Source organism: Chitinophaga agrisoli, assembly GCF_008386695.1.
Lineage (GTDB): Bacteria > Bacteroidota > Bacteroidia > Chitinophagales > Chitinophagaceae > Chitinophaga > Chitinophaga agrisoli.
The window spans coordinates 1,395,402-1,419,638 of record NZ_VUOC01000002.1 but is presented as its reverse complement, the minus strand read 5'-3'; the positions used below and the strand labels follow the sequence as shown (position 1 = coordinate 1,419,638).

Below are 24,237 nucleotides of genomic sequence, written 5' to 3'. Positions count from 1 at the left end.
AAAGGTCAGATGAAAACGAAGGGTGGGCAATACCCGGATTGCCCGAAGAATGGTCCCAATTTCCCGAAATAGGCATGGGAAGGGGGGAATGGGTAAGATGCCAGGCCAGAACCGGCGGTTAGCGATAAAGGCGGAGCATAGAATTAGGCAACCGGGCTGACCTTCTTAAATTCGGTCGGCACCTTGCCGGTGTGTTTTTTGAAGAATTTGCTGAAGTGATTGGCGTTTTCAAAGCCCAGGTCATTTGCAATTTCTTTGGACGTTTTTTCCGTATAAAAAAGCAGCCTTTTGGCTTCCAGCAATACCCTTTCCTGTATCACCAACAGCGGGCTTTTATGATTATATAGCGCAAACATATTCGACAGTGTCTTGGGAGATTTGAAAAGCTGCTCCGCGTAGAATTTGACCTGGTGTTCTTTGCGGTAATGGTTCTCGACCAGCAGGTTGAATTTCCTGACCAGGTCCAGCTTGTCGCCGGTCAGCTCTTTTTCGGTAATATATTGTTCTTTGGCCAGCCGCGTAACAATAATGATCAAACGTTTGAGCAGCACCTGCATCATTTCGCCCTGGATATGATCCGAGGTGGAAAACTCGTCCAGGAAGACATGTTGCAGGGCTTCTATCTTTTCCTGATGATGTTCATTGAGGCTGACAAACATCTTTTGAGACGAGCCATAAAATAGAAAACCCACACAGCTTACTTCCTTGTCATGATTGACGATACAGTAAAACTCCTTGTTGAACTGCCAGGCTACGATCGTTGACGGATCTTCAAAATGAAAGGTTTCGTTGACCATGAGGCAAAGGATCGTGTTGGCGGGAAACAAATAAACCACGTTGTCGATATTGACCTGCTGGTCCTTTCCCTTGTTCCAGGCAATAGTAAGCAGCTTATCCTTCCTGTCTTTTCCATAAAAAACGCGGTCGAAATGAGCTTCATCATAAACCAGCCTGAACTGGGCATTGGTCGGACTATGGAGAAAAATCTGTGTCATTCAATTAAGTTGGTGACCGGAACCAGGTTGGCTCCTGGCGCATCAAAGCTAATTTATAAATTTGAATAAAAGAGACTGTAACTACCTGGCAATGTGCCCATTCAGCGTTTTGATCGCGGCCAGAGCGCATAATGCCGTTTACTTTAAACCTGGCCGGGAGAAAAGTCGGATGGGACCTGCATGGTACAGCTAAGCAGGTTGGTGATCATGTTATCGCCGATGCACAGCATCACATCAACCAGGCTTTCATTGGTATAACCGGCTTCAAAAAATACCTCCAGCTGTGTGCTTGCCGGATGGCCTTTAGTGCTCATAATATTAAAGACCAGCTGTGCCAGGGCATGGTAACGTTCGTTAAACCGTGCCGATCCTCCCTTGACCTCCCTGATCTCCTCATCGGTAAAACCGTTCAACCGGGCGATCATAACATGGGTTTCCAGGCAATAGACCGATTGATTGACCGTTCCAACGATAAGGCCGATGATCTCTTTTTCCGGAATGGTAAGGCTTTGCTTATGATCATGAAAGCGGAGATAGGCGTCCAGCCCCGTATCAGAATGCGCCAGCATCGCATACAGGTTGGGCAGGCTGCCCAATTGCTTTTTGTAAAAGTCAAAATATTGACGGTTCTGTAATGATACGTCTGCATATCCGGGAATCTGAAAATGTTTCATTTTATCTTATCTTATGCACCTGCAAAGATGGAGCACTTACGGCGCCTGAACAATGCATACATTTCCCGGAGATGGGTCCAAAATGCCCGAAGGCCAATAGCAATTGGAGGCATGTAATCGCCTACGGCAAAACTATTTTATAGAAATTAGCGTATATTACAATAAATAGCCCGGTCCTCCATACCATGTCCAATAAAAGCCAAAGTAACGACGCCTCATCCGCTTCTTCCCGGGCAGCGGCATATCATAATAATGCTTCAGGGGTATCTCAACCTGCGGTTCAGCCACTTCAAAAAATGGATACTAAGAATGATGAGGGCATAATACAAAGGGCGATCACCGTTGGTAACAATCCTTTGCCACGAACAAATGCAACTCCTTCAGATATTGTGGACGATTTGAAGAAAGACGGGCTCTATGAAAAATTTGTAACACTTAACGACGACAGGACCAAGATCTATGTTTTCTCTGACAAAGCACATTTGATCAATTATCTGAAGGAACTGGCGGGAAAAGTGCCTGCCGGAACGGTGTTTACACCCTTCATACACAAACTTTCTCCTGAACAACTACAGCAGGGGCATGAAATGGCCCAGGATATGCGGTTTTTAACAATTTATAAACCAGGCCCTTCCCAGATCTCAACAAACGCATCAGGCGCCCATGCGATCCCTGAAAAAATGATGCCTCCTCCAGGACAGGGCCACTATTGGGGACACAGGCAGGATCCTTCTGCCCATGGCTCAGAATATGTGCTTTACCAGAATCAGCTGCAGCCGCCGCAGCCTACTTCACCACTTACCTTTGGTGATCCTGGGGCGCCATCTCTGGTGATGCACCAGAACGGATTAAATCTTGGCATGCATATTCAGCCTACGAACAATGGCGCTTATATTCATGATGTGAAAAGAAGTCAAACCAGATATGCGGGTATACCGTCTGTGACAAATAGGGTTAGAGGCCATCCTTTTGAGCTGGACCAAAACCAAAAAAGTACAGACGATCCCGGTAGAAACTTTGACAATGATGCAAGGACTTATACAGACGAAAGCGATTCAACAAAAACAAAAGGAGGTATATCAAGCTGGCGTTATAATGAAGTTGAAAAAAAAGCTGTCCAAAGCGGAATGCCTTTTACGCAGATCAATAGCAACCCGGCGATGGGGCCTATGGGAATTGTGAGACCAGACTCCCTTCACTTCAGGTTAGATCAGGGAGGCGGATCAAATAAGGACCTTCATTTGGATAATACAGCGACCACAGATTACCGGAACACGGGCGGCGCGCGTCCTAAACGTATGGGGCAACAGGCCTACCAGACAGAAATGGGCCGTCAGTCTGCCTTAACTCATCCATACCAGGCTCCCCCTGTTCATCATATGGGGCAGGATTTTACAGATCCTCAACGGCATAGCTACCCAGGTTATGCAAGCCCTCCACCGTCACCATTCCTTGCAGAGGAAACGCTGTCTTCTGTTCCCGAACAGGTTATTCTTGACGGTTACCGGCACCAGGGAGATAGGGTAAACTTTCCCAATGGGGATAAGGGAATTGTAGTTAGTATTGTAGATAGAGATATGGTCAGGGGAAAGAGCAGATGCATGGTTAAGAGAATTCCGGCTACAGCGTGGCCTTCTACTTTTCCAAATGTGTAAGGATAACGAAGAAACAAAATAATATATGGGGCCGTTTCTACTCACATGTAAACAGTGCGCCGGCAGATCTTGTTTCCAGGTATCAGATATGTTGCTATCGCAGATCGCTTGTGAGCACTGTGGCCATATAGCAATCAATTCTCAGGAAACAATAGCACAAACGCGTGCCATGATAGACGAGCAGAACTGGTATGCCCGCTTCCTGGAATTGATCATGGGGCTAGAAGCTGAATTGGGAATTGAATTTACGGATGACGATTTTCCGGCGCCTTTTGTAACCTGGCGGCACTTGCTGACGCTGACGAAGGAGCGCTGTGGCCGCAGCGTGCTGGAGGAGGATATTATAATAGTGGTGGCTAAACTGAGCTTCCGCCCTGTAAATTTTATCCGGAACGAATTGGACCAGGCAATCAGCTAATAAACAAATGGGTATTAACGTATAGCTATCAACTACTCTCCAACCCGCAATAAACATTCGAAAAATCCCCCTGCACCAGATCACTCTTATGTATCATAAAATAAATATCCCCCGCGTCCCAGAAATTAAACCCCGTATTGTCATCACTACTTACGCGCAGCAACACCATCCAATCTTCCGGTTTGCCTTTCAGCGCATTCACGGCCTCTGCTTCCGGCGTATCGTGCTGTTTGAATACATAACTGTTAACACTGTGTACCGGGTTAACGGAAGGATATAGCGCTTCTTTCAATGCTTTCGTTTCATCGTACATCTCCTCCAAAGCCTCCAGCTCAGGGGCTTTATCCTGGAAATAATCCCGTGCATTATAGAAGAACGGTATGCCGGGGTATTTGTCTGCCGCTGCCTGGAACGGTGTGTAAATGCCGTTCTGATCGAAAATGTAATCTTCTTCAATATCCAGACCGGCTGCGGATTGCAGGGTGGTCAGATCCCCATCAAAATAGATGACCTTGGGGCCCATCTCTTCCTGATCCTGGATGAAGAAGTACAGCATGCCTGTTCGCGGTAAATAATCCTGCAAATGGCTGATATCCGCGCAATTCAGCTGTGCGATGAATTGCAGGCCTTTCTCATGGCCATTCTGATCAGTAAAGGAAGGATAGGCGATATCCGGCGGCAGATCAGGCAGCCCGCCAAAGCGGTGATTGCCTGTGTTGGCATAATCATCTGGCGCTGTAGTGGCAAGGGCAACAGACTGACGGGCAAGTTGCAGCAGCCCCTGTTGATAGTCGCCCAGTTGAAGGGCTTTGACCGCATTCTCCAGCGTCTGACGCAGACCGGTATCATTAATGGCCTGGAACATCGTACCGTCATAAGGAATGACGCCTTTGCCATTGGCTCCGTGATAGGTATAGTCCAGCAGGGACATTTTCTTTTCCAGCTCCAGGTTGAGATCTGCTATCTTTTCCAATCCTGGTGGCAGCTCCTGCAGCGGGTTCCTGGAAATATTCAGGTGCCTTAGCTGTGGCAGCGCTGACAAAGACGCAGGTAATGAAGTGAGCTGATTATTCTCCAGTACCAGTGTTTTCAGCGTATCCGGCAGCACTGGTGGAATAGATTGTAGTCGGTTATTGGACAGATAGCAGTATTGCAGCTTCGGCAGCTGAAAAATGGAAGGATGGATGTCCGCTATCTGACTGCCTGCGATGTCCAGGCGCTCCAGTTCTTTGAGGTCACCGATCCATTGTGGCAGGCTGTCTATGCCGCGGATGCCTGTCAGGTTCAGCTCGCGGAGGGACATAAATCCCTTGATCGCTGTGGGTACCTCCAGCAGACTGGTGGCGGCTTCATTGTCTGACGAATAGAAAACAGTCAATGTTTCCATTTCGGTAAATGGATGCAGCGTATCGTTCAGCAGGGCCGGGTCTGGATTGGTTAGCTGAATATGATGCACAATGTCCGGCGTAGCGGTTTCCAGCTCTTCGGCGCTCAGAAAGCGGTACTTCGTCCATTCCAGCTCTTCTACGGGCAGGCGTTTGGCGACCTGCAGCAGGTAATTGTCAAAATGCCCGCTGATGCCCAGCCAGCCATCCTGCAGTGTAGCAGTACCATTAAAATTGAAGGAGAACGGGAAGCCGCCTTTCCATAAATAAGAGCGGTATGTTTCATCTCTTTCCTGCTCAAAAATGAATGTACCGGTAGGGGTGCCGTTATTGTAGATCCCTTTGAAATAGAACTGGAGATACACTTTGCCGTCTTCATAATCATTCAGCAGATGTCCGTGCGCGTCATCGCTATAACCTGGCATTTCACCATCCAGTCTTACATACAGGGCCCCATCTGTTTCAGAGATATGTACTTTGCTGTCTGGCAGGAGGCGGAACTGATGACCGCCCAGCTCCCAGGAATCCTGCCCATCCGCCGGAATGTGGAAGGGAGACGCTGTTTTCTTTTCTTCTGCTTCTTTTGTAGCTGGCGCATACTTTGCAAACATCGCATCGATAGCGGCTTGCTGTTTGGCAAACTCTTCTCCGGGATCTCCAAAGTATTGGAGGCTTTGCCAGATCTCGTCGAACAGCGGTTCGTAGAAGGCCTGGTCTTTCACCCCGCAATCGCCGGTAATTGTATAGCAGTATTCATTGTTAATCTGTACCAGGCCGAAATAAAAGTAAAACTCGTCTGACTTCACGGTGCGGATATACGAAGCCAGGCCGGCCAGGGGCAAGGTCTTGTCTGCGATCAGTTCCACATCGCCACGCTGTTCCATACAGCCTTGCCGGAAACGGGAGGGGAGGTCTGCTCCGGGGAATTTGTCGTAAAAACTGACTTCATTGAGGCCAATGGCGGCCAAAGAGGAGGATCCGTCTTCCTGCGTATGTTCACCCCTGATGGTTTCCCACATGGCCTGTATACGCTGATATATGTCGGGGAAACGAACGCTGAAGGTTTTGGTAGAGCTTTCCTGCATAAACAATTCAAATAGATGAGTTAACGATGGCTTTGCAAATATAGCGCCATAAACCGGTAGTGACCTATAAACTTATTATTAATTTTTAGCACACATTGAACTTTATTCAATAGGTGCTTTTTATTTGCTAGACAGTGAGTTGCCCTGCGGGGCTGCTTATGTTTTTTTTACCGACATTCTGCGCGGGCGTGCGGTCAATACGTAAGCCAGGTACAGATCCAGGGGCGGAATTAAGCTGTTTGCAGGCTGGCATATTCCTCGTCTGAAACAGATTTCATCCGGTTTATTGGTGTTAATCTAACTCCGCCTTTGAAAACAGGTCCATTATCAATGTCTTATCTTCACAAGCTGATTTAAATGCAAGCGCAAATGCTTTCAAGGCTTCGCTATCTGACGAATAAGGATGTGAACTTCAATACACCACTTCAGTATATATTACACGTATCGTATTTTCTAAAGTATCAACCGACTGATTTCTCGAAATTCCTTTTTCTGTGTAATTAAATGAATCAACCTTAACCCCTTTGGGCAGTTCATACAGTAAGGTAAAACTATAATCGGGAAGAAACCCGTCATATTGATAACTGTATTCAATGTTTTGGGCCTGGTCAGGAACCGGTGGGAATCGATTCATCTCCGCTAATTCCCGGTATTCATATAGCGATAAGCCATCCGCCATTGTGCCATTTGCAAGGAGATTTCCGGACCTTATTTTGCTAATGGTGCTTTTTGGGTGTGTTTCATTTACAAGAATATTGCGGACGGCTTTTTGTATATAAGTTGTATATAGATACGATGACGCTATTAATGTGACCATGATGGCGCCCGTTAGTTTAAATTTGACGGAATTTATACTTCTCCTTTTCGTATATAACAAGAATAACCATATTCCGGACACTGATATTACCGTCGCGCCCCAGATTTTTAAAAACTCTATTGGCCGGAACCAATTATTTAATATCAATTCAAGTTTGTCCGTCCATAATGCTTGCAATAGGGTTAATATTACCATGTTAATGGCGGCAATGGCCAGGTACTTTAGGGATAGTTCTTTCATCCATTTAGATTTAAAATTAGATGCATTTACCTGGTAAAATCCATAATGCCGGGTAATTATTGATACCATAAATACGATCTTTGTGTTAATTTAACTTGTCTATGGAAGATTTAACGCCGCTGGTGAATTACGTAAAGAAATACATCCCGTTAACGGAAGGGGAAGAGTCTTTTTTCATCTCCCTGCTGCAGGTTACCAAAGTAAAAAAGAGGCAATACATACACCAGCCAGGTTATATCTGTCAATATCGTAACTATGTATTAAAAGGCGCATTAAGGGCCTTCATTTCTGACAATAACGGGCAGGAGCATACTATCTCCCTGGCGATAGAGGACTGGTGGATTGCCGATCCGGCCAGCTTTATCTTACGGGAGCCGGGTACTTTTTTCGTTGAAGCTGTAGAAGACAGCACGATTGTGCAGATCAGCTATGAGGCGGAACAGCAGCTGATGCAGCAGTATCCGAAATTTGAACGTTTTTACAGGGTTACTTCCCAGCTTACCGCCATCCACGCACAGAAAAGATTACTCTCCAATATCAGCCAGACAGCCGAAGAAAGGTATGAAACATTTGCCGGGCGATATTCTCAGTTACTCCAACGTTTCCCTTTATATATTATCGCCTCTTATCTGGGCATGACCAGGGAATTCCTGTCTAAAATACGTAACCGTAACCTGCCGCCAGCTCAGCAAACTACAGATTCATCAAACAATGTGAACTAATTCACACGAATTAAGTGAATTAGTTCATTTTTTAAGGCCTCATATCTCCTCAGTTTTGCATTGAAATTAAAATCAAATACAATGCAGGACTTAACAAAAGAATTACAGGGAAAGAAAGCTTTGGTAACGGGAGGCTCCCGCGGCATAGGCGCCGCTATTGCACAACGGCTTTTAGACGCCGGTGCAACAGTGGTAGTATCCGCACGCAGCAAAACGTCAGATACGCCGGTGAACGCGATCTTTATCAAAGGGGATATCAGCACCAATGAAGGCGCAAGAGCGCTGGCCCGGGAAACGGTCGGCCGGTTGGGCGGTCTTGATATCCTCATCAATAATGCTGGCGCTGCCAGAACATTGCTGCCAGGCACGGCTGCCATTCCAGATGAAGAGTGGCAGGATGCCATTAGCATTAATTATTTGTCCGCCGTAAGGATGACGGCGGCCTTAATGCCCTTCCTTCAACAGTCGGCGGCAGCGGCTATTGTAAATATCTCCGCCGGAGGGGCTGGGCCTTTTCCCGCTCCTTTATTGCATTACGGCGCAGCAAAAGCTGCATTGAATGCCTGGTCGCTTGGCCTGGCGGCAGAGCTGGCGCCGGCCAAGATCCGGGTGAATGTGGTAACGCCTGGTATGGTGGATACGCCAGGTGGTAACGATGTACGTAAAACCATCACGGACGCCATGGGCATTCCTCCGGAGGCGTTGTTTAAGACAGTGCCGTTAGGTAGAATAGGCCGGCCGGATGAAATAGCGGAAATGGTGGCATTGCTGGTATCTCCCCGCGGCGAGTGGATGACAGGCCATAATTATTTCGTGGACGGCGGCGCCGTTGCACTAGGGAAGTAGGCTGATAACGGGCCGCTTCAAAACTGATTTTGGGGCGGCCTTTTACTACTTCAAAGGTGTTTTTATATTAAATACCATCCGGGGAAATGGATATATTATTCCATGAACATATATGAACGAATATTATATCAAAAGGGTTATTGCAACCTTAAGAAAAAATATATTCCTTTGTGTTAGTGTCCCGGGAGGGTGATGTTGTTACCCACTGTACCTATACTTTTTTCAGTTGTTAACGCGGACCGTATGACGAGCACGTACCAAGGACAAGCACCATTAAATTGAGGCGGGATATAATTGCAACCAATGCAGATTGTATGCGTACCCATGCTTCAATTTTACACCCTATACATATTATACCTATGATGCAGTTTCTTAAATACTTAACCGTTTGTTTGCCTTGCTGTTTTTTCGCTCAGATCATCCTTGCGCAGACAGCACAAACCATTACCGTAAATGGAGATCTGGATAAATTTTATCCCGTTACTTTTTTTGATGAGAGTTGGAACGCGAACGTAGCCACGGAAGTAGAGTTAGGCCGTTCCAATGTGCACATCGATGCAGACTGGCGGGGATCCGTTATTGCCAGGTTCAGGTTCCATACCACGAACTGGGGCAGCAAGTCAAATTTCATTGATGCGGATATTCACCAGGACAATAGTGTTGATACCGCCCATAGTACGTTTATTGCAGGTTGGAAGGATGCCACTGCGGCAAATAATGCCGGGGTTATAATTATCTGGTTAAGGGGCGGAGGTACCAGCTATATCTGCAAGTCTGATAATAACGTAAACCCAACAGTATATGATGGCGTACAGCAGCCGTTGCCTTATAAAGAGCCAGCAGGCAAGGACCCGGTTACCTATATCGATAATAGCTATAAAACAGTTATAGACCCGTACGTTAACAGAAGAGGGGTATCCTACACAAATTCAGGTTATTTCAATGGATCAGGCCTCAATTATTTTGCCAGTACCGTAGGCATAGGCATGTCTGCTACCGGAACCAGTAAACTCTCAGTTAATGGAGGGATAAACATAGCGTCCGGCCTGGATAATACAATGCCCCGGCCGGCTGTTAGTAGTGGAACAATAACAGGGGAAATAAGGGGGATCAGCGGTACAGGATTTCATTTGGGCGATGATGGCTTTTTAAGGCTGAGTGCAGGCGGGGGCAGCAACCCGGCTACCAAGACCTTTATCGACCTCTCCGGCTATATGTCTGTTGGAGGCGAACGGTATATGAGTTTAACAATGGGCACAGCTGGTAAAGAGCGTATGCGGATAGCCTCGAATGGTAATGTAGGAATAGGGACCGCCAATCCACAGGCTAAATTGGCCGTAAATGGAGATATTTTTTCCACAAAAGTGAAGGTGACACAAACAGGTTGGTCAGATTTTGTATTTGAAAATAATTATACGCCTATGCCACTGGCCGAAGTTGAGCAATTTGTAAAGCAAAATAAACATCTGCCGGATATCCCTTCTGCAAAGGAAGTGCTGGAAAACGGCCTGGACCTGGGCGAGATAAATAAGAAACTGCTGCAGAAGGTGGAGGAGTTAACCCTGTACATCATCCAGCTCCAGAAAAATAGTGACGCACAGCTGGAAATGATCCGGCAGTTACAGGAAGAGAATAAAAAATGAATCCTTACGACACATAAGAAGATGAGAAAGTTCCTTATATCATGTTTGCTGGTTGTGCTTTATACAACCGCTTTTAGCCAGACAACACCTAATAACCTTAACCCAACATTTGACAACCCGGCGCCGCCAGCTCCCAACGCCGCCGCCTTTGCCAAATTTGGTAATATACCGGTAGGGCCTGCAACAGGTATTCCGCAGATAAACGTTCCCATATACCAATATGCCGGAAAAAACAACGGACTATCGCTGGCGGTATCACTTGACTATCATGAGGGAGGAGTAAGAGTAGATGAAGTTGCCTCCAATATTGGCCTGGGCTGGGCGCTGAATGCCGGTGGTGTGATATCCAGGGTAATGAGGGGCCTTCCCGACGAATCTTTCGCTGGCTTTTTGAATACGCCATATTTTGATGGCGCAACGGGTAACGACCCTCACAATTCCCCCTCGTTCTCTCCTTTTGTAAGGGCCTATAATAGGGTACTTGATATTGAAGAGGACCTTTTCAACTTTAATTTTAACGGCCGGTCCGGAAGGTTTGTTATTGGAAGGAACGGCGATGTTTTAATGATAGATGCGCAGAAGCTGAAGATAGAAAAAGAGATAACCCCCAACTCAGTGCCTGGTGGAGATGCGGGGATCACAAAGTTTACGATCACCGACGAAAATGGCGTTAAATATACTTTCAGCGCTTATGAAGTTACATGGCTTGGCGGCGCGCCGCTGCATGGCCAGTTTATTTCATCCTGGTATCTGACAGCTATTCAGTCGCCATCCGGACAGGATAATATTACCCTGGAATACGACGATACACATATTAACAGTTATACTACATCTATAACAGAAACAGAGGCAACTGATCTTGTCCCAACCCTCTCGCCTGGGGTATTATGGTCATATTCTGCCCATGACCAGGAAGTTTATGGAAAAAGGCTAAAAAAGATTTCCCTGCCGCAGGGGCTCAATATTCAATTCATTTACAATACTACGCAAAGAACTGACTTGCCGGGGGATTATCTGCTTTCGAGGATCTTAATACAGGACCCTAATAAACAGCTGGGGAGGGGATATATACTCCAGCAGGATTACTCCTTGAGTAACAGCAGGGCCACGCTAACAAAAGTTATTCCCTTTGCCGGGTTAAATGCGGAAGTGCAAGACGCCCCCTACCAGTTTTTTTATAAACCTTATTTACCTCCACGGCTGGATAATCATCAGGATCATTGGGGCTATCCCACCGGCTGGATATTTTCGGAACATGAACGGAGGATCCCGCATGAAATTATTCCCGCGGGTGTTGGTGGATTATTCGAACTGCCGGGCGTTAACCGGGATACAGACTCGAGTGCTTGCCGGGCTGGCTCTCTAACCAGGATGGTGTATCCCACCGGAGGCTGGACTGAATTTGAAATGGAGCCCAATGAGGCTTATGATGGCTGGTTAACCCAGTATGTTTCTGTAGTGGTGGAAGGCCCGCCATACATTGACCAGGTGCAATCCTATCCCTTGTTCACCCAAAATACTACGCCTTCCTACCAGGATGTCTATTTTACATTCAATGGAGAGCAACCGGATGCCAATGAGTTTACTATGACACTGCAACCCAACAGCTCAGGGAGCTGTAATGGCAGCTGCGCATTAAGATTTGAAATATTGCAGCCTAACGGGATTCCTCTGGTTTCAAGGGACTTTACCACTATTTTTGGTCAATCGTCCTCTATTACCTTCAACCTTCCCACCCTTGTAAAGGGTACACAATACACTATACGCTTCTACTACACCATGCTTACTGTTCCCAATTATAGTGCAACAGTTTACTTAAAATGGAAAGAAAAGCAGCCAGCAACATCGCACACCATAGAATATAGCCACTTACAGCCATATGTTGGAGGGCTGCGGGCAAAGAAAATCTCTGACTATGACGGCATTTCTGCAACCCCGGTTTCAGTAAGGGAATATGAATATAAAGGGCTGGATGGGCTTTCTTCAGGCGCCCTTTTAACCTATCCCACCTATACCAACACGACACGTTATGAAGGATTGCTGAATGTGTCAGTGTCGGCTGGCCAGACTTATATGGGAGGGCCGCCGTTGATCCGTCTTCGTCAAAGTACCTCTGCTTACGATATTATGTATACTGCAGGAAGCCCTGTCGCCTACAGGCGTACCATTGAATATTTGAAAAATAATGGTAAGAGCAATGGTAAGATCGAGCGCTTTTTCTCTTCTGCCAGCACCGGTTCAAACGGTAATTTCCCATTTGTGCCGGCAACAAATGCCACATGGCTTTTTGGATCTCTAAAACAGGAGGTAGTTTATGATGCAAATGATAATATAGTTAAAACCACCACCTATAACTATACGGATAAATTGATGCCCAATTATTCAGACGAGGCAGTGCTGCATAATTTTACTTCCTATTCCATCGCGCCGGTGTTATATAATGTGCCAGATGGTTTTGACGCAGGGTATACTTCCGTTAAAGTGGCGAATTACCCTGCCATCGCTTTTTTATATAATGACTATCTGCCCATGGCAGGCAGAACGGATATTGAAAGCACCGTTGTGACAGAGCGGGATCCTGCAACCGGGCAAACTATCACTACTACGACCGGCAATGAATATGATCCCAATTACTATTATGTGAAGAAAAAGAATTTCACAAATAGCAAGAACCAGCCGGTGGTCGAAATCTATACCTATCCGGCAGATAAGGTGGCGGCCGGACAAACAGATCCTTACCAGGATATGCTTAACCGCAATATGATCAATCCTGTTGTAGAAACAGAACAACAGGTGAACCAGGTGATGCAACAAAAGCTATCGACCAACTACAAGAAAAACTGGCCTAATAACGCCGTTTCTATTTTGCCGCAAACGGTTCAGACACAAGTCCAGGCTAATCCTGTGGATGTACGGTTAAGATACTATGCATATGACAACAAAGAAAACCCTCAATCGGTTGGTCAGGAAAATGGGATGGCAACATGTTTTGTATGGGCTTATAACCGTCAGTTTCCTATAGCTGAGATCAAAAATGCTGATTACGCCACTGTTGAGAGTGTGCTTGGAGGCGCAGCCGCCGTTTCCAGCTTCGGTAACCAGGTAAGCCCTACAGATGTGGCAGTAAAGAATTTTCTTGCTCCGCTTCGTACGGATGCAAGGTTAAAAAATGCCCTTATTACCACTTACGCGTATTCCCCGTTATATGGCGTGAATACCATTACAGATCCGGCTGGCAGAACAAATACCTATGAGTATGATGGTTTCGGCAGGTTAAAACTGGTCCGGGATCAGGATGGTAAGATACTGAAGCAGTATGATTATCAATATCAGAAGCCTGTTACCCAATAACAATGAACATACTATTCAGTTGCTATTGCTGTATATTAGGGGTGTTTTATTCGTCGGATCCAGGTATTTACAACTTATTCTATCACTGGAATAAGATTAGCCTGGCCGCCCTGAATGCTGCTGTAAAACAGGCAGACAGCGAGGATGAAAGGAAATTATATGAAAGCACATTAACCGCAATGTCAGATATCTGGGTGATCAAACCTGGCAGCCTTAATGATAAAACTTTGAGATGGCTCTTCCTGGAGCAGATCAGTACGGATTTTGACTGGCGAAATAAGGATTGGTCAGTTATTGAAGTAAGAAAGAACGGAGAAAGGATACGTCTCATAAATTATCTGATCTGTTACGAGGGAGAAAACGCCCGCATTATAGTTTATGATTATAATAATGGGAAATGGATAAAGCTTAAAGACGGATCGGATCACCTGAAAATGGGTGATCTGATCCATCCCAGCCCTAAGGCGCCTATTAATAAAGGAGGAAATTTTAGCGATATTGCCGTAACCGATTTTAAATCATCATCACCGTTGCGTTCAATGTACTTTGTTGAAACTACGCTAAAAAAGGGCAGCATTATTTCCAGCATTATTGATCGTTGAATCTAATAGTATTAGATTATATGACAAAATCAGACAAATCGATACACAACATCTGCATTGCTGCGATCAAAAGGAGCACAATGAAGCCTTACGACTATAAATGGACTAAATTTTATCCATCCAATGCGGAGTTCGAAGCTAGCTACCCTGGTTTTAAAATGGAATACCTGGAAAATGAGCTAATAATCTGCTCTACTATTCTGGACCATGACAATTTTAGTATTTTGACAACGCAAAAATTAATTACGAGGGAACACGGAATTGAAATAACGGGCAACCTGTTGGATGCTGCAGATTCGTCTTACGGTGAGTTTAAAGGGCATAGGTGCGGCATATTTACATTCGGCCGTATTAAACTGAGCAACGGATCGGACTTCAGATACTTCATAGAAACAGGAAAAGCTTCAATGATAATGATACACGGCGTACGGACAGTGATCCGGACGCAACAGATGACAAGCGCACAAATCGAAAAAGTAGCAAGGATCTGGAATAAACAAACGGAAGACAGCAATCGTTAACACCTGCTCAATACTGATTACTATCAATAAACTTGATCTCCATTATCTTCTGCTCAAAATCATTTGCCGGTACCAATGCCCGCGACTTGATCCGCGTTTTATACGTATACACCGTACTAACGCTATAATCCAGTATCTTGGCAATGGCCTCATGCTCGCTTATTCCCAACCGCATCAGGGCAAAGATCCTCAGCGTAGCATTCAATGTTTCTCCTGACTTAGGCCAGATCTGGTCTTCCTTTTTCAACAGCGTATTAAAAGAAGCAATGAAATTGGGGAACATCGTTAAAAATACGCTATCCAGCATGTTGTATAAATTCCCTTTTTCCTCGTCTATATGCACATTGTTTAAAAACTGGCCAACATCCTTATATTTCCCCAGTTTGATATTATGCAGGGTTTGATGTTTAATTTTATCTAAGGTATCTATATATGATGAGCAGGTCTTAAAGAACAACCCGATCAATTCCTCCTTGATCTTAGAAGATTCCCAAAGCTTCCCATTCACGGTTTCCAATTCACTGTTTTTCTCCTTTATCACCCGCTCATTGGCCTTGATCCGTAAAATTTGCCTGCGGTAGATCACCAGCAGGAAGAATAATACCACGGCAACGATCAAAAACAGGAGCAGGCCAATAAGCAACTTATCCTTTTCATGTTGTTTTTGATCGATCAGTTTACTGGCGACCAGCGGCAGAATGGATTCAATCTGTACCGCGCGGTTCCTGGCGCCATAGAATTTGGCATTGCGGGCGGCCTCCTGCATGCAGATATAGGCGTCATTGATGTTATCCATTTTAAACAGCTCCTGTCCCAATAAAAATATGGCCAGCGTTTCTTTGGTGGAGGAACGGATATCATTGATGGCGGCCAACGCCAGAAAACGGACCCGGTCCCGGCCCGTGTAGGCAAAACTGATCCGGGTGGCCACCATGGCAACAGTATGTTCCGGCAGGCGCCGGCGGATAATATAATCATAGAAATAGTCCGCCGTTAATTTTTGATGCCTGACGGAATCCGGCAGGAAGGCCTGGTTAATGGTCTGCTCAAAATCATTGGAAGGGGTAACGATCTCCGCCTTTTTAAAATCGGCCTCCGATTGGTTCCGATAGCTGGGGGAGAAGTAAGCGTCATTATCATATTCTGCAATACCGGCATTCAGCCGCGCATGCAGGATCAGGTATTCGGTTTTTAGCGCCTGGGACAGGATCGCCGTGTCTATTTCGCCGGTAACATCAAAAGCTTCCTTAAAAAAGCCGGAATTGAGTAGCGTAGTTCCCAGCAGGAGCTTACTCCGGACCAGGCGGTCCTCTTTCCCGAATTTGGTGCACAGGCGGATGATCCGTCTCACATAAGCAAAGGCAGAATCAAATTTGAAGGAGCGGTACTCTTCAAAGATCCGGGAATAGAGGTCAAACTGCGCATCAAAATCCGCGCTGTCCGTTTGCAGCAGTTCAAACCGCAATAGGTTGATCCGTTTTTCTTTGTCCAGGTTGTAGGCGTTTTCCCTGGTCAGCTCAAATTTCAGCACCCCTAGCAGACTGTCAGATTTACTGGTTTGTGAAAATCCATTAATGTATATAAGCAGAAGGAGTAGAATAGATAATACTTTATTCATATAGATCAGCGATCTAATTTTAAGGTAATGCGTAATTTTCCCGCCGTATATAGCGGTGGTCCCCCAAATGATGTTTCCCGATTCGAAATTAATTTAACCCGCTCTAAAATCAGTGGCCTGACCATTTTTGTCCCCTTGGCCATACTGCCTGAAAACCAATTTCCGTATGCTGTTGCGGTAAAAATAGCCGCTTTTTGTTCAATAACCCAGTAAAAACGCCTCCCGAAGCGTTAGATTTTCCAGTGCAATGATCGAAATAAATAATTGGTTATCAAACAAATAATTTTAGAAACGGTTAGATTTTCGTACCGGGCGGCGCCGGTAGGGGATCACACGCCTCATTAGTGATTTAATTTGGTCCGCCAATAAAAACGCCATGACCGGCGGTTGGCGTCACCAATCATCCGCTGCAGCGATGAACGATGAATGTCCGCGTTTATGAACCAATTAAGCAGACTTGTTATGCTAACAAAAATTCTACGATTATCGAGTACTCTCGCGCTCATTTTTGCCCTCGTACTTCCGGCAATTGCGCAAAACAGGGTCATAGATGGAAAAGTGATTGATGCCGCTACCGGTACTCCCATACCCGGGGCGACTGTCAGAATTGCAGGCGGTAGTACGGGTACCGCCACTGATGGAAATGGTACTTTCCGGTTAACGTTGACGGCAGATGCCCGTCAGTTGATCGTTTCTTCTCTTAATTACACTACACAGACGATCCCTGTGACCGACCAGGGCGCCATAACAGTGAAGCTGTCGGCGTCAAGCCAGAATCTTGAAGGCGTTGAGGTAGTAAGTGTGGGTTATGGTACATTATCCAGGAAAGAGGTATCCAGCGCCATCACACACGTGAGCGCCAAGGATCTGAAAACCGTCGCTGCCAATAACCCGCTGATGGCTCTCCAGGGAAAAGTAGCGGGATTGACTATCTCCAACACCGCCACTGCAGATCCGAACTCCATGCCGGATATCCAGCTGCGCGGAGTGTCGTCCCGCAGCGCGGGCCTGGGCCCCTTGTACGTTATAAACGGGGTGCCGGGTGGTAATATTGATAATATTAACCAAAATGATATAGAGTCTATTGACGTGCTGAAAGGCGGCGCCGCTTCGGCTATCTATGGTACCCGTGGTAGTAATGGCGTTATTATTATTACTACCAAAAAAGGCACAGGCGAATCAAAGCTGGTGTACAACGGCTATTTCACCATGGATAAACTGACCATGGCGCCGGATCTGCTTACAGCCGACGAGTTCCGTAAGTACCGGGTGAATGTGCCGCAATCCCAGGCTACCGACTTTGGAGGTAACACGGATTGGATAAAATCGGTTACCCGTTCCGTGGCCTATGCGCAGAAACATACGGTACAGATCTCCGGCGGAACGGCAAAGGATAACTATTTTGCCTCCGGCGACTACCGGTATGCCAACGGGATCGATCTGCGCGCCAATAAAAAGGAATATGGCGCCCGTGTGAACCTGAACCATACCTCCAAAAGCGATGTATATACGGTTTCGCTGAACGTGGCGCCCCGGTATATGCATACCAGCAACGCTGACAAGGGCAATTTTACCAATGCGATCACGCTGAACCCTACTATACCTGTCTACGATGGCGTGGGATATAATTTTATTAACAACCAGCCCTTCAACGCAAATAACCCGGTTGAAAGGGCCAAGCTTATAAAGAGCGAGGCAGAGATAAAGGAACTGGATATGAGCGGCTCCCTGAAGGTGAATCTTCTGAAGAATCTGTATTCTACGGTAACAGTATCTAATATCAAATCGTCCTACAAGAATCTGAATTTCAGCCCGTCTACACTGACAACCGTTGTGCATTCCGATCTGACCACTAAAACAAACGAGGCCTCCCAGGAACAGATAGACAACGATCAGCGGAACCTGGAATGGACGGTCAACTACGCGCTCGATATTAAAAAGAATCACTTTAAGGTACTCGGGGGCTATTCTTACAGCTACTTCAACTACCAGCAATTCAAAGCTCATAACTACGATATCCCGTTTGATTTCTACCAGTGGAACAACCTGGGCTCAGGTACCTATAATGGCGGCGGCGCGGGCTATGGGCAGGATGCAGTATCCTCTACCCAGAATGATTCCAAACTGGCGGCATTCTACGGCAGGATAAACTATGATTTTGATAATAAGTATATCCTGACCGCCAGCCTCCGCCACGAAGGCTCCTCAAAATTTGGCCTCAATAGCAAATGGGGGAATTTCCCGGCGGTGTCAGTTGCCTGGCGTATTTCTGATGAAGGGTTTATGCAGAACAGGATCAGCTGGTTGAACGACCTGAAACTGAGGGCGGACTATGGTATAACGGGCAACCAGGATTTTGACAGCTATAAATCCCTGCTTTTATATGGCGGGTACGGTTATTTCACCTTTAACGGAGTGCCTTACCAGGTATATGGCCCCTCACAGAACATTAACCCCCTGCTGGGCTGGGAAAAAGCGATCAACTTTAACGTAGGCGTTGACTTTGAAATATTTGACAGCCGTATATCCGGTTCCGTGAACTATTATGTACGTACCAACAAAGACCTGTTGGGCGACTATAATGTGCCGCTGCCACCGAACGCGCAGGCGAAAACATTTACGAATGTAGGAACCATGAAGAACTCCGGCCTGGAGATCCAGCTGAGCGCAGCGGTAATACGGAACAGGGCGTTTAACTATAACGTATCCTTTACCACCGCTTATAATAGTAACAAATTCGTTTCCTTCTCCAATGCATTGTACCAGGGCGCTCCCTTCCAGGATGTGGCTGGTTTGCCTTCGCCAGGTACGCCCGGTGAGATCCAGCGTTTGCAGGAAGGCCACCGTATCGGGGATTTTTATATGTTAAGATCCGCGGGTATAGATAAAGACGGCTCTCTGCTGGCTTATAAAAAAGATGGAACGATTGTACCGGCCAACCAAACGAGCAGGGATGATTACCAGTTTGTAGGCAATGGTCTGCCTAAATTCACGGGCTCGCTGGGTAATCAGTTCACGTATAAGAACTGGGACCTTAACATCTTCCTTCGCGGCAACTTTGGTTACAAGTTGTTCAACATGCGGGCGTTTTACTTAGGTACCCCGGTTGCGCAAGCCGGCTCCAATACCTTAAAATCAGCCTATGATCCGGGCAACAAATATGCGAAGATCACACAGGCGGGAACCACATTGCGTCCTTCAGATTATTACCTGGAGTCAGGCTCTTTTGTCAAGATCGACAACATAACGCTGGGTTATAACCTCCAGATCAACTCTAAATACCTGCAGGCGCTAAGGATCTATGCAGCCGTAAGCAACCTGCATACCTTTACCAGCTTTACAGGCGGCGACCCGGACCTGTACCCTGTGAACGGCTTAACACCCGGTGTACAAGGCAATATAAAAGACGGTTATAAGCTGGACTTTTACCCGTCTACCATCCAGATGCTGGGCGGCATACAGGCAACATTCTAAACAATCAACCGGTACAGTATGAAAAACACGTATAAGAAATATATAACAAACGCCACTTTGGCCGCCGCCCTGATGCTGGGAAGCTGCACAAAATTGGATGAGCATGTTTATGATAAAGTGGATCAGTCACAGTTCCTTACCAGGCGCGATGATGTGATCAGGGATTTTTTGCGGCCATTTGAGCACTCTTATTGGAGCATACAGGGAGGCGATAGTTATTCCGTTGAGGAAAACAGCACGGACGAGATAGGCACCTTTAACCGCCAGGGCGATTGGCAGGATGGGGGTTACTACCAGCGCATGCACTATCACACCTGGAATACAACAGATAGGTTCACCAGTGATTCCTGGACCGCTTTTTACCAGGGTATAGTACTCTGCACCAACTCGCTGCAGGATATGGAAAGTATTACAGACCCGGTTAAACTCAATGTTACGGCAACAGAGCTGGCCGATTTTAAAGCGGAGCTTAGAACATTGCGGGCCTGGTTATATTTAAGGGCTTTTGATTTTTACCGTAATATCGAGATCATAACAGATGTAAAACATACCACCCAGGGCAACAAACAATCAACTCCGGAAGAAACCTTTAACTACATTGAGTCAGAGTTGAAGGCAGCCCTGCCGGATCTGCCTAAACGCGAAGCACTGGTCATTGACGGAACCACCAATAACAGCATTGGCCGCTGGACACAGGCTGGCGCAGCCGCATTGCTGATGCGCCTGTATTTCAACGCCAAAGTGTATATTAACCAGGACAAGTTTGCAGATTGCGCCAAACTTAGCCAGGATATCATAGACGGCAAATATGGCAGCTATCAGCTGGATACCCGCTGGGATGCGCCTTTTGATTATACCAATACCGGCCCTCAGTCAGAAGTGATCTATGGCTTCCCATCCACGCTGGCGCGTACGCACTGGCAGTATGATGGCGGTATGTATTTCTGGGCATTGACCTACGATGCCGCGCCCTTATATTGCGGATTTACGGACTTTGGTCAGTCCAATCCCAAATACGCGCTGCAACCCGGCAGGGATGTAGATAGCGTTGAATATAGCTTTAAACTGGGCAAACCTTTTGTTAAGTTCCAGCATTACCCCGATGACTATCGCCTGAAACTGTACAAGAACCTGGGCAACAGTAAACGTGAAGGCATGTTCCTTTTCGGCTACCTGCCATACCAGCACCAGGTGAACGGCCGGCTGGTAACGGACTCTGTGAAGGGCAATAAGGGCAACTACCCGCTGTTTATCCGCGACCAGGTGGGATGGTTCTTTGATGCAAAACCCGGGACAAAAATTTCGGATAAGACATCAAATATGGATCATGCGGACCATAACTCCGGTGTATTTTTCCTGAAATATCCGCTGTATCCTACACCTGATCCTAACCGTATTACATCCGCCTATGCAGAGGTGCGTTTGTCAGAGATCTATTATACGCTTGCGGAATGTAAATACCGCACGGGCGATAAGGCGGGCGCCGCAATTCTGCTGAATGCCGTGCGCCAGCGCAACTACCCGGCCGGTTCTCCAAGCCTGTATAAACCAGATGGCAGCCAGCTCACTGACCAGGAGATGCTGGATGAATGGGGCCGCGAGTTCTTTGGCGAAAACCGCCGCCGTACGGATCTGATCCGCTGGGGCGTATTTACTACCGGCACCTGGTGGGATAAGAAACCAGATCCAGATAACCACACGATCATATTCCCGATAGGCCGCGATATTATGGGCGCCAACCCGCAATTTGTACAAAACCCGGGCTACTAAAGTCCTTTGTGCTAACATTCCACCTGCTGTCCCAACCGTGTTATGGTATGGGGCAGCAGGTTTTTCAATTCATTCACCTAACTGCCAGTTATTTCATGACACGATCGTCGAGATATTACCTGTTTTTTATTGCGTTCTTTCTATGGTCCGCGTCTTATGCGCAGGATATTCCAATCAAACAATCCGGCCTAGTAGGCAATTCAATTGCGGCCTTTATTCCGGCCGGTTTTGATGCATCCAAAACGCCGTCATTGATGCTACAGGGCAATCCATCCATACATGCCGCCGTGCCGGCCAGCTGGAGCATCATCCCTGAATTTTCCTTAACAGATGGTAAGGCAAATGCCAGTGTTCGTTTGAAAGGCGAGATCAGCCTGTATGGGGGAGGAGAAGTAACCGGCCCGCTGCTGAGGAATGGTCAAACCATCAAACTCTGGAACACAGATAACGGCGCCTATGGTACAGACGATGGCAAGCGGCTTTACCAAACCCACCCCTGGGTACTGGGCGTAAGAAAAGACGGCACCGCCTTTGGGATCCTGTTTGACAGCCCCTGGAAATCTGAGCTGACCACCAACCCGGATAAGATCGAATTTAATACGGAAGGCGCCCTGTTCCGGGTGTTTGTGATAGACCGGAAATCTCCGCAGGATGTAGTAAAAGGGCTGGCGGAATTAACCGGCACTATTGAAATGCCGCCCAGGTGGGCCTTAGGTTACCAGCAATGCCGCTTCTCCTATGGCACGGAAAAACGCGTAAGGGAGATTGCGGATACCTTCCGTTTAAAACAGATCCCCTGTGATGCCATCTGGATGGATATCGACTATATGGAAGGTTACCGGGTATTCACCTTTAGCAAAAAGAATTTCCCCAACCCTAAGCAGCTGAATGCAGACCTGCACGCAAAGAATTTTCATTCCGTGTTTATGATAGATCCCGGCGTTAAGTTCGATAGCAGCTACGCCGTGTATCAATCAGGTACGGCAAAGGACGTTTGGGTGAAGGATACCACCGGAAAAGAATACCATGGAAAAGTATGGCCGGGCGACTGCGCCTTTCCGGATTTTACCATGCCCCGCACCCGCCAGTGGTGGGCCGGCTTGTATCGTGATTTCCTGGCCAACGGTATGGATGGGATCTGGAATGATATGAATGAACCTGCAGTGAATGATAACGACTTCCCTAAGGAGCTGCGGCTGGGCACCATGCCGTATAACACGCCTCATCGTGGTGGCGGCGGCTTACCGGCAGGGCCACACCTGTTATACCATAATGCTTTTGGCAGGTTGATGGTGCAGGCAACCCGGGAGGGGGTGATGGCTGCCAAACCCGATAAACGGCCCTTTATTTTAACACGGGCTAACCTGCTGGGCGGGCAGCGTTTTGCAGCCACCTGGACCGGGGATAACTATGCCGATGAGCGGTTTATGAAAGTATCCGTACCCATGTCCATTACGCTTGGCTTATCCGGACAGCCTTTTAGCGGACCGGATATTGGCGGTTTCTTAGGCAATACCAGCGCAGATCTGTGGGCAAAATGGCTGGGCTTTGGCGTATTCATGCCTTTTGCCAGGGGCCATGCCTGCGCGGGCACTAATGACAAAGAGCCCTGGGCATTTGGCGCAGATATTGAAAAAACGTCAAGGATAGCGCTGGAACGGCGATACCGTTTGCTGCCTTACCTCTATACCTTGTTCTACAATGCACATACAACCGGCTTGCCGTTAATGTGTCCCGTGTTTTTTGACGATCCTGCAGATCCAGGGCTAAGGGCAGAGGACCAGGTATTTTTGCTCGGCAAAGATCTGCTGGTGATACCTTCTTTTGCCAAAGACCCGCAACTGCCTAAAGGGATCTGGGAACCGTTACAGCTGGTTGATGGCGATCAGTCTGATCCCTATCAGGCGAAACTGCTGCTCAAGGGCGGCAGCATTATTCCTGCAGGAAAAACTATCCAGCATACCAATGAACAGTCAATAGACAAACTAACCCTGTTTATATGCCTGGATGCCCAGGGTAAAGCCAGTGGCGAGTTATATTGGGATGCCGGCGAGGGCTGGGGTTTTAAAACCGGCGCTTATAGCCTGCTTAAATTCCAGGCAGCAGAGAAAAATGGCGTCACAAAAATTAATATGATGTCCCGTTTGGGTAAGTATAATATTAACCAGGACATCCATCAGGTGGAAGCCATAGTGCTTAAAAACGGCCAGGTATATACAGGCCTGATAAATTTAAAAGGCGGCGAGATAAAAACAGCGCGCTAATAACGCCGGCAGATAATATCTCCAAACAGGACAAGTGGTATTTTACTGCTTGTCCTGTTTTCATTAATGAACACCAGTGTCCGATTCCGGACAACTCCAATAGTAAGATCATTAAAACACTATTGAGCACTAATAACTTAGCTCTTTGGTACATTGT

At 46.9% G+C, this 24,237-nt stretch carries 16 protein-coding genes and 1 pseudogene; 11 read left to right on the top strand and 6 right to left on the bottom strand.

All coding sequences use genetic code 11. From position 1 onward, the window contains the following. Positions 1-143 precede the first annotated feature (143 nt). Both F0L74_RS12910 and F0L74_RS12905 read right to left on the bottom strand, forming a co-directional pair. Complete coding sequence (locus F0L74_RS12910; protein ID WP_149838271.1) at positions 144-995, bottom strand: helix-turn-helix domain-containing protein; 852 nt, start codon at positions 993-995, stop codon at positions 144-146. A 143-nt stretch (positions 996-1,138) separates the two neighbouring features. After that, positions 1,139-1,669: a carboxymuconolactone decarboxylase family protein gene (locus F0L74_RS12905; protein WP_149838270.1), complete on the bottom strand. Its 531-nt coding sequence runs from the start codon at positions 1,667-1,669 to the stop codon at positions 1,139-1,141. A 185-nt stretch (positions 1,670-1,854) separates the two neighbouring features. On the opposite strand from F0L74_RS12905, the gene F0L74_RS12900 reads away from it, so the two are divergent. Continuing rightward, positions 1,855-3,324 carry a hypothetical protein gene (locus tag F0L74_RS12900; RefSeq protein WP_149838269.1) on the top strand — a complete coding sequence of 490 codons (1,470 nt, stop codon included), beginning with the start codon at positions 1,855-1,857 and terminating at the stop codon, positions 3,322-3,324. 169 nt (positions 3,325-3,493) lie between these two features. Continuing rightward, positions 3,494-3,742: a hypothetical protein gene (locus F0L74_RS12895; protein WP_149838268.1), complete on the top strand. Its 249-nt coding sequence runs from the start codon at positions 3,494-3,496 to the stop codon at positions 3,740-3,742. 28 nt (positions 3,743-3,770) lie between these two features. Here F0L74_RS12895 and F0L74_RS12890 read toward each other — a convergent pair whose 3' ends face one another. The 3 genes and pseudogenes from F0L74_RS12890 to F0L74_RS12885 all read right to left on the bottom strand — a co-directional run bounded on the left by F0L74_RS12890 (position 3,771) and on the right by F0L74_RS12885 (position 7,269). Continuing rightward, positions 3,771-6,212, bottom strand: a complete 2,442-nt coding sequence (locus tag F0L74_RS12890; RefSeq protein ID WP_149838267.1) for a DUF1963 domain-containing protein — start codon at positions 6,210-6,212, stop codon at positions 3,771-3,773. Positions 6,213-6,504: 292 nt separating this feature from the next. After that, positions 6,505-6,600: pseudogene (locus F0L74_RS34460) on the bottom strand (hypothetical protein); the annotation flags it as partial. A 24-nt stretch (positions 6,601-6,624) separates the two neighbouring features. Next, positions 6,625-7,269 carry a hypothetical protein gene (locus F0L74_RS12885; RefSeq protein ID WP_149838266.1) on the bottom strand — a complete coding sequence of 215 codons (645 nt, stop codon included), beginning with the start codon at positions 7,267-7,269 and terminating at the stop codon, positions 6,625-6,627. 101 nt (positions 7,270-7,370) lie between these two features. Between F0L74_RS12885 and F0L74_RS12880 the strand changes: the two genes are divergently transcribed. The 6 genes from F0L74_RS12880 to F0L74_RS12855 all read left to right on the top strand — a co-directional run bounded on the left by F0L74_RS12880 (position 7,371) and on the right by F0L74_RS12855 (position 14,954). After that, a complete protein-coding gene (locus F0L74_RS12880) occupies positions 7,371-7,991 on the top strand; it encodes a Crp/Fnr family transcriptional regulator (protein ID WP_149838265.1) in 621 nt (206 codons plus the stop codon). A gap of 81 nt (positions 7,992-8,072) precedes the next feature. Beyond that, positions 8,073-8,837: an oxidoreductase gene (locus tag F0L74_RS12875; RefSeq protein ID WP_149838264.1), complete on the top strand. Its 765-nt coding sequence runs from the start codon at positions 8,073-8,075 to the stop codon at positions 8,835-8,837. 392 nt (positions 8,838-9,229) lie between these two features. After that, positions 9,230-10,480 carry a hypothetical protein gene (locus F0L74_RS12870; protein ID WP_149838263.1) on the top strand — a complete coding sequence of 417 codons (1,251 nt, stop codon included), beginning with the start codon at positions 9,230-9,232 and terminating at the stop codon, positions 10,478-10,480. Positions 10,481-10,534: 54 nt separating this feature from the next. After that, the gene (locus F0L74_RS12865) at positions 10,535-13,831 is read left to right on the top strand and encodes an RHS repeat domain-containing protein (RefSeq protein WP_188315984.1); all 3,297 of its coding nucleotides are present in this window, start codon (positions 10,535-10,537) and stop codon (positions 13,829-13,831) included. A 2-nt stretch (positions 13,832-13,833) separates the two neighbouring features. Beyond that, the gene (locus tag F0L74_RS12860; protein WP_149838261.1) at positions 13,834-14,433 is read left to right on the top strand and encodes a hypothetical protein; all 600 of its coding nucleotides are present in this window, start codon (positions 13,834-13,836) and stop codon (positions 14,431-14,433) included. Between the two features lie 80 nt (positions 14,434-14,513). Continuing rightward, positions 14,514-14,954 (top strand): hypothetical protein, encoded by a 441-nt coding sequence (locus tag F0L74_RS12855; protein WP_149838260.1) that lies wholly within the window; start codon positions 14,514-14,516, stop codon positions 14,952-14,954. A 7-nt stretch (positions 14,955-14,961) separates the two neighbouring features. Here F0L74_RS12855 and susR read toward each other — a convergent pair whose 3' ends face one another. Next, positions 14,962-16,572: a SusR family glycan utilization regulator gene (gene susR / locus F0L74_RS12850; protein WP_149838259.1), complete on the bottom strand. Its 1,611-nt coding sequence runs from the start codon at positions 16,570-16,572 to the stop codon at positions 14,962-14,964. A 462-nt stretch (positions 16,573-17,034) separates the two neighbouring features. Between susR and F0L74_RS12845 the strand changes: the two genes are divergently transcribed. The 3 genes from F0L74_RS12845 (at position 17,035) to F0L74_RS12835 (ending at position 24,080) form a co-directional block, all read left to right on the top strand. Then, a complete protein-coding gene (locus tag F0L74_RS12845; protein ID WP_149838258.1) occupies positions 17,035-20,046 on the top strand; it encodes a SusC/RagA family TonB-linked outer membrane protein in 3,012 nt (1,003 codons plus the stop codon). A gap of 18 nt (positions 20,047-20,064) precedes the next feature. Continuing rightward, positions 20,065-21,816, top strand: coding sequence for a RagB/SusD family nutrient uptake outer membrane protein (locus F0L74_RS12840; RefSeq protein WP_149838257.1), 1,752 nt, complete (start codon positions 20,065-20,067; stop codon positions 21,814-21,816). Positions 21,817-21,911: 95 nt separating this feature from the next. Beyond that, entirely contained in the window at positions 21,912-24,080 is a 2,169-nt protein-coding gene (locus F0L74_RS12835; RefSeq protein WP_149838256.1) for a TIM-barrel domain-containing protein, read from the top strand. The last annotated feature ends 157 nt before the right edge of the window (positions 24,081-24,237 follow it).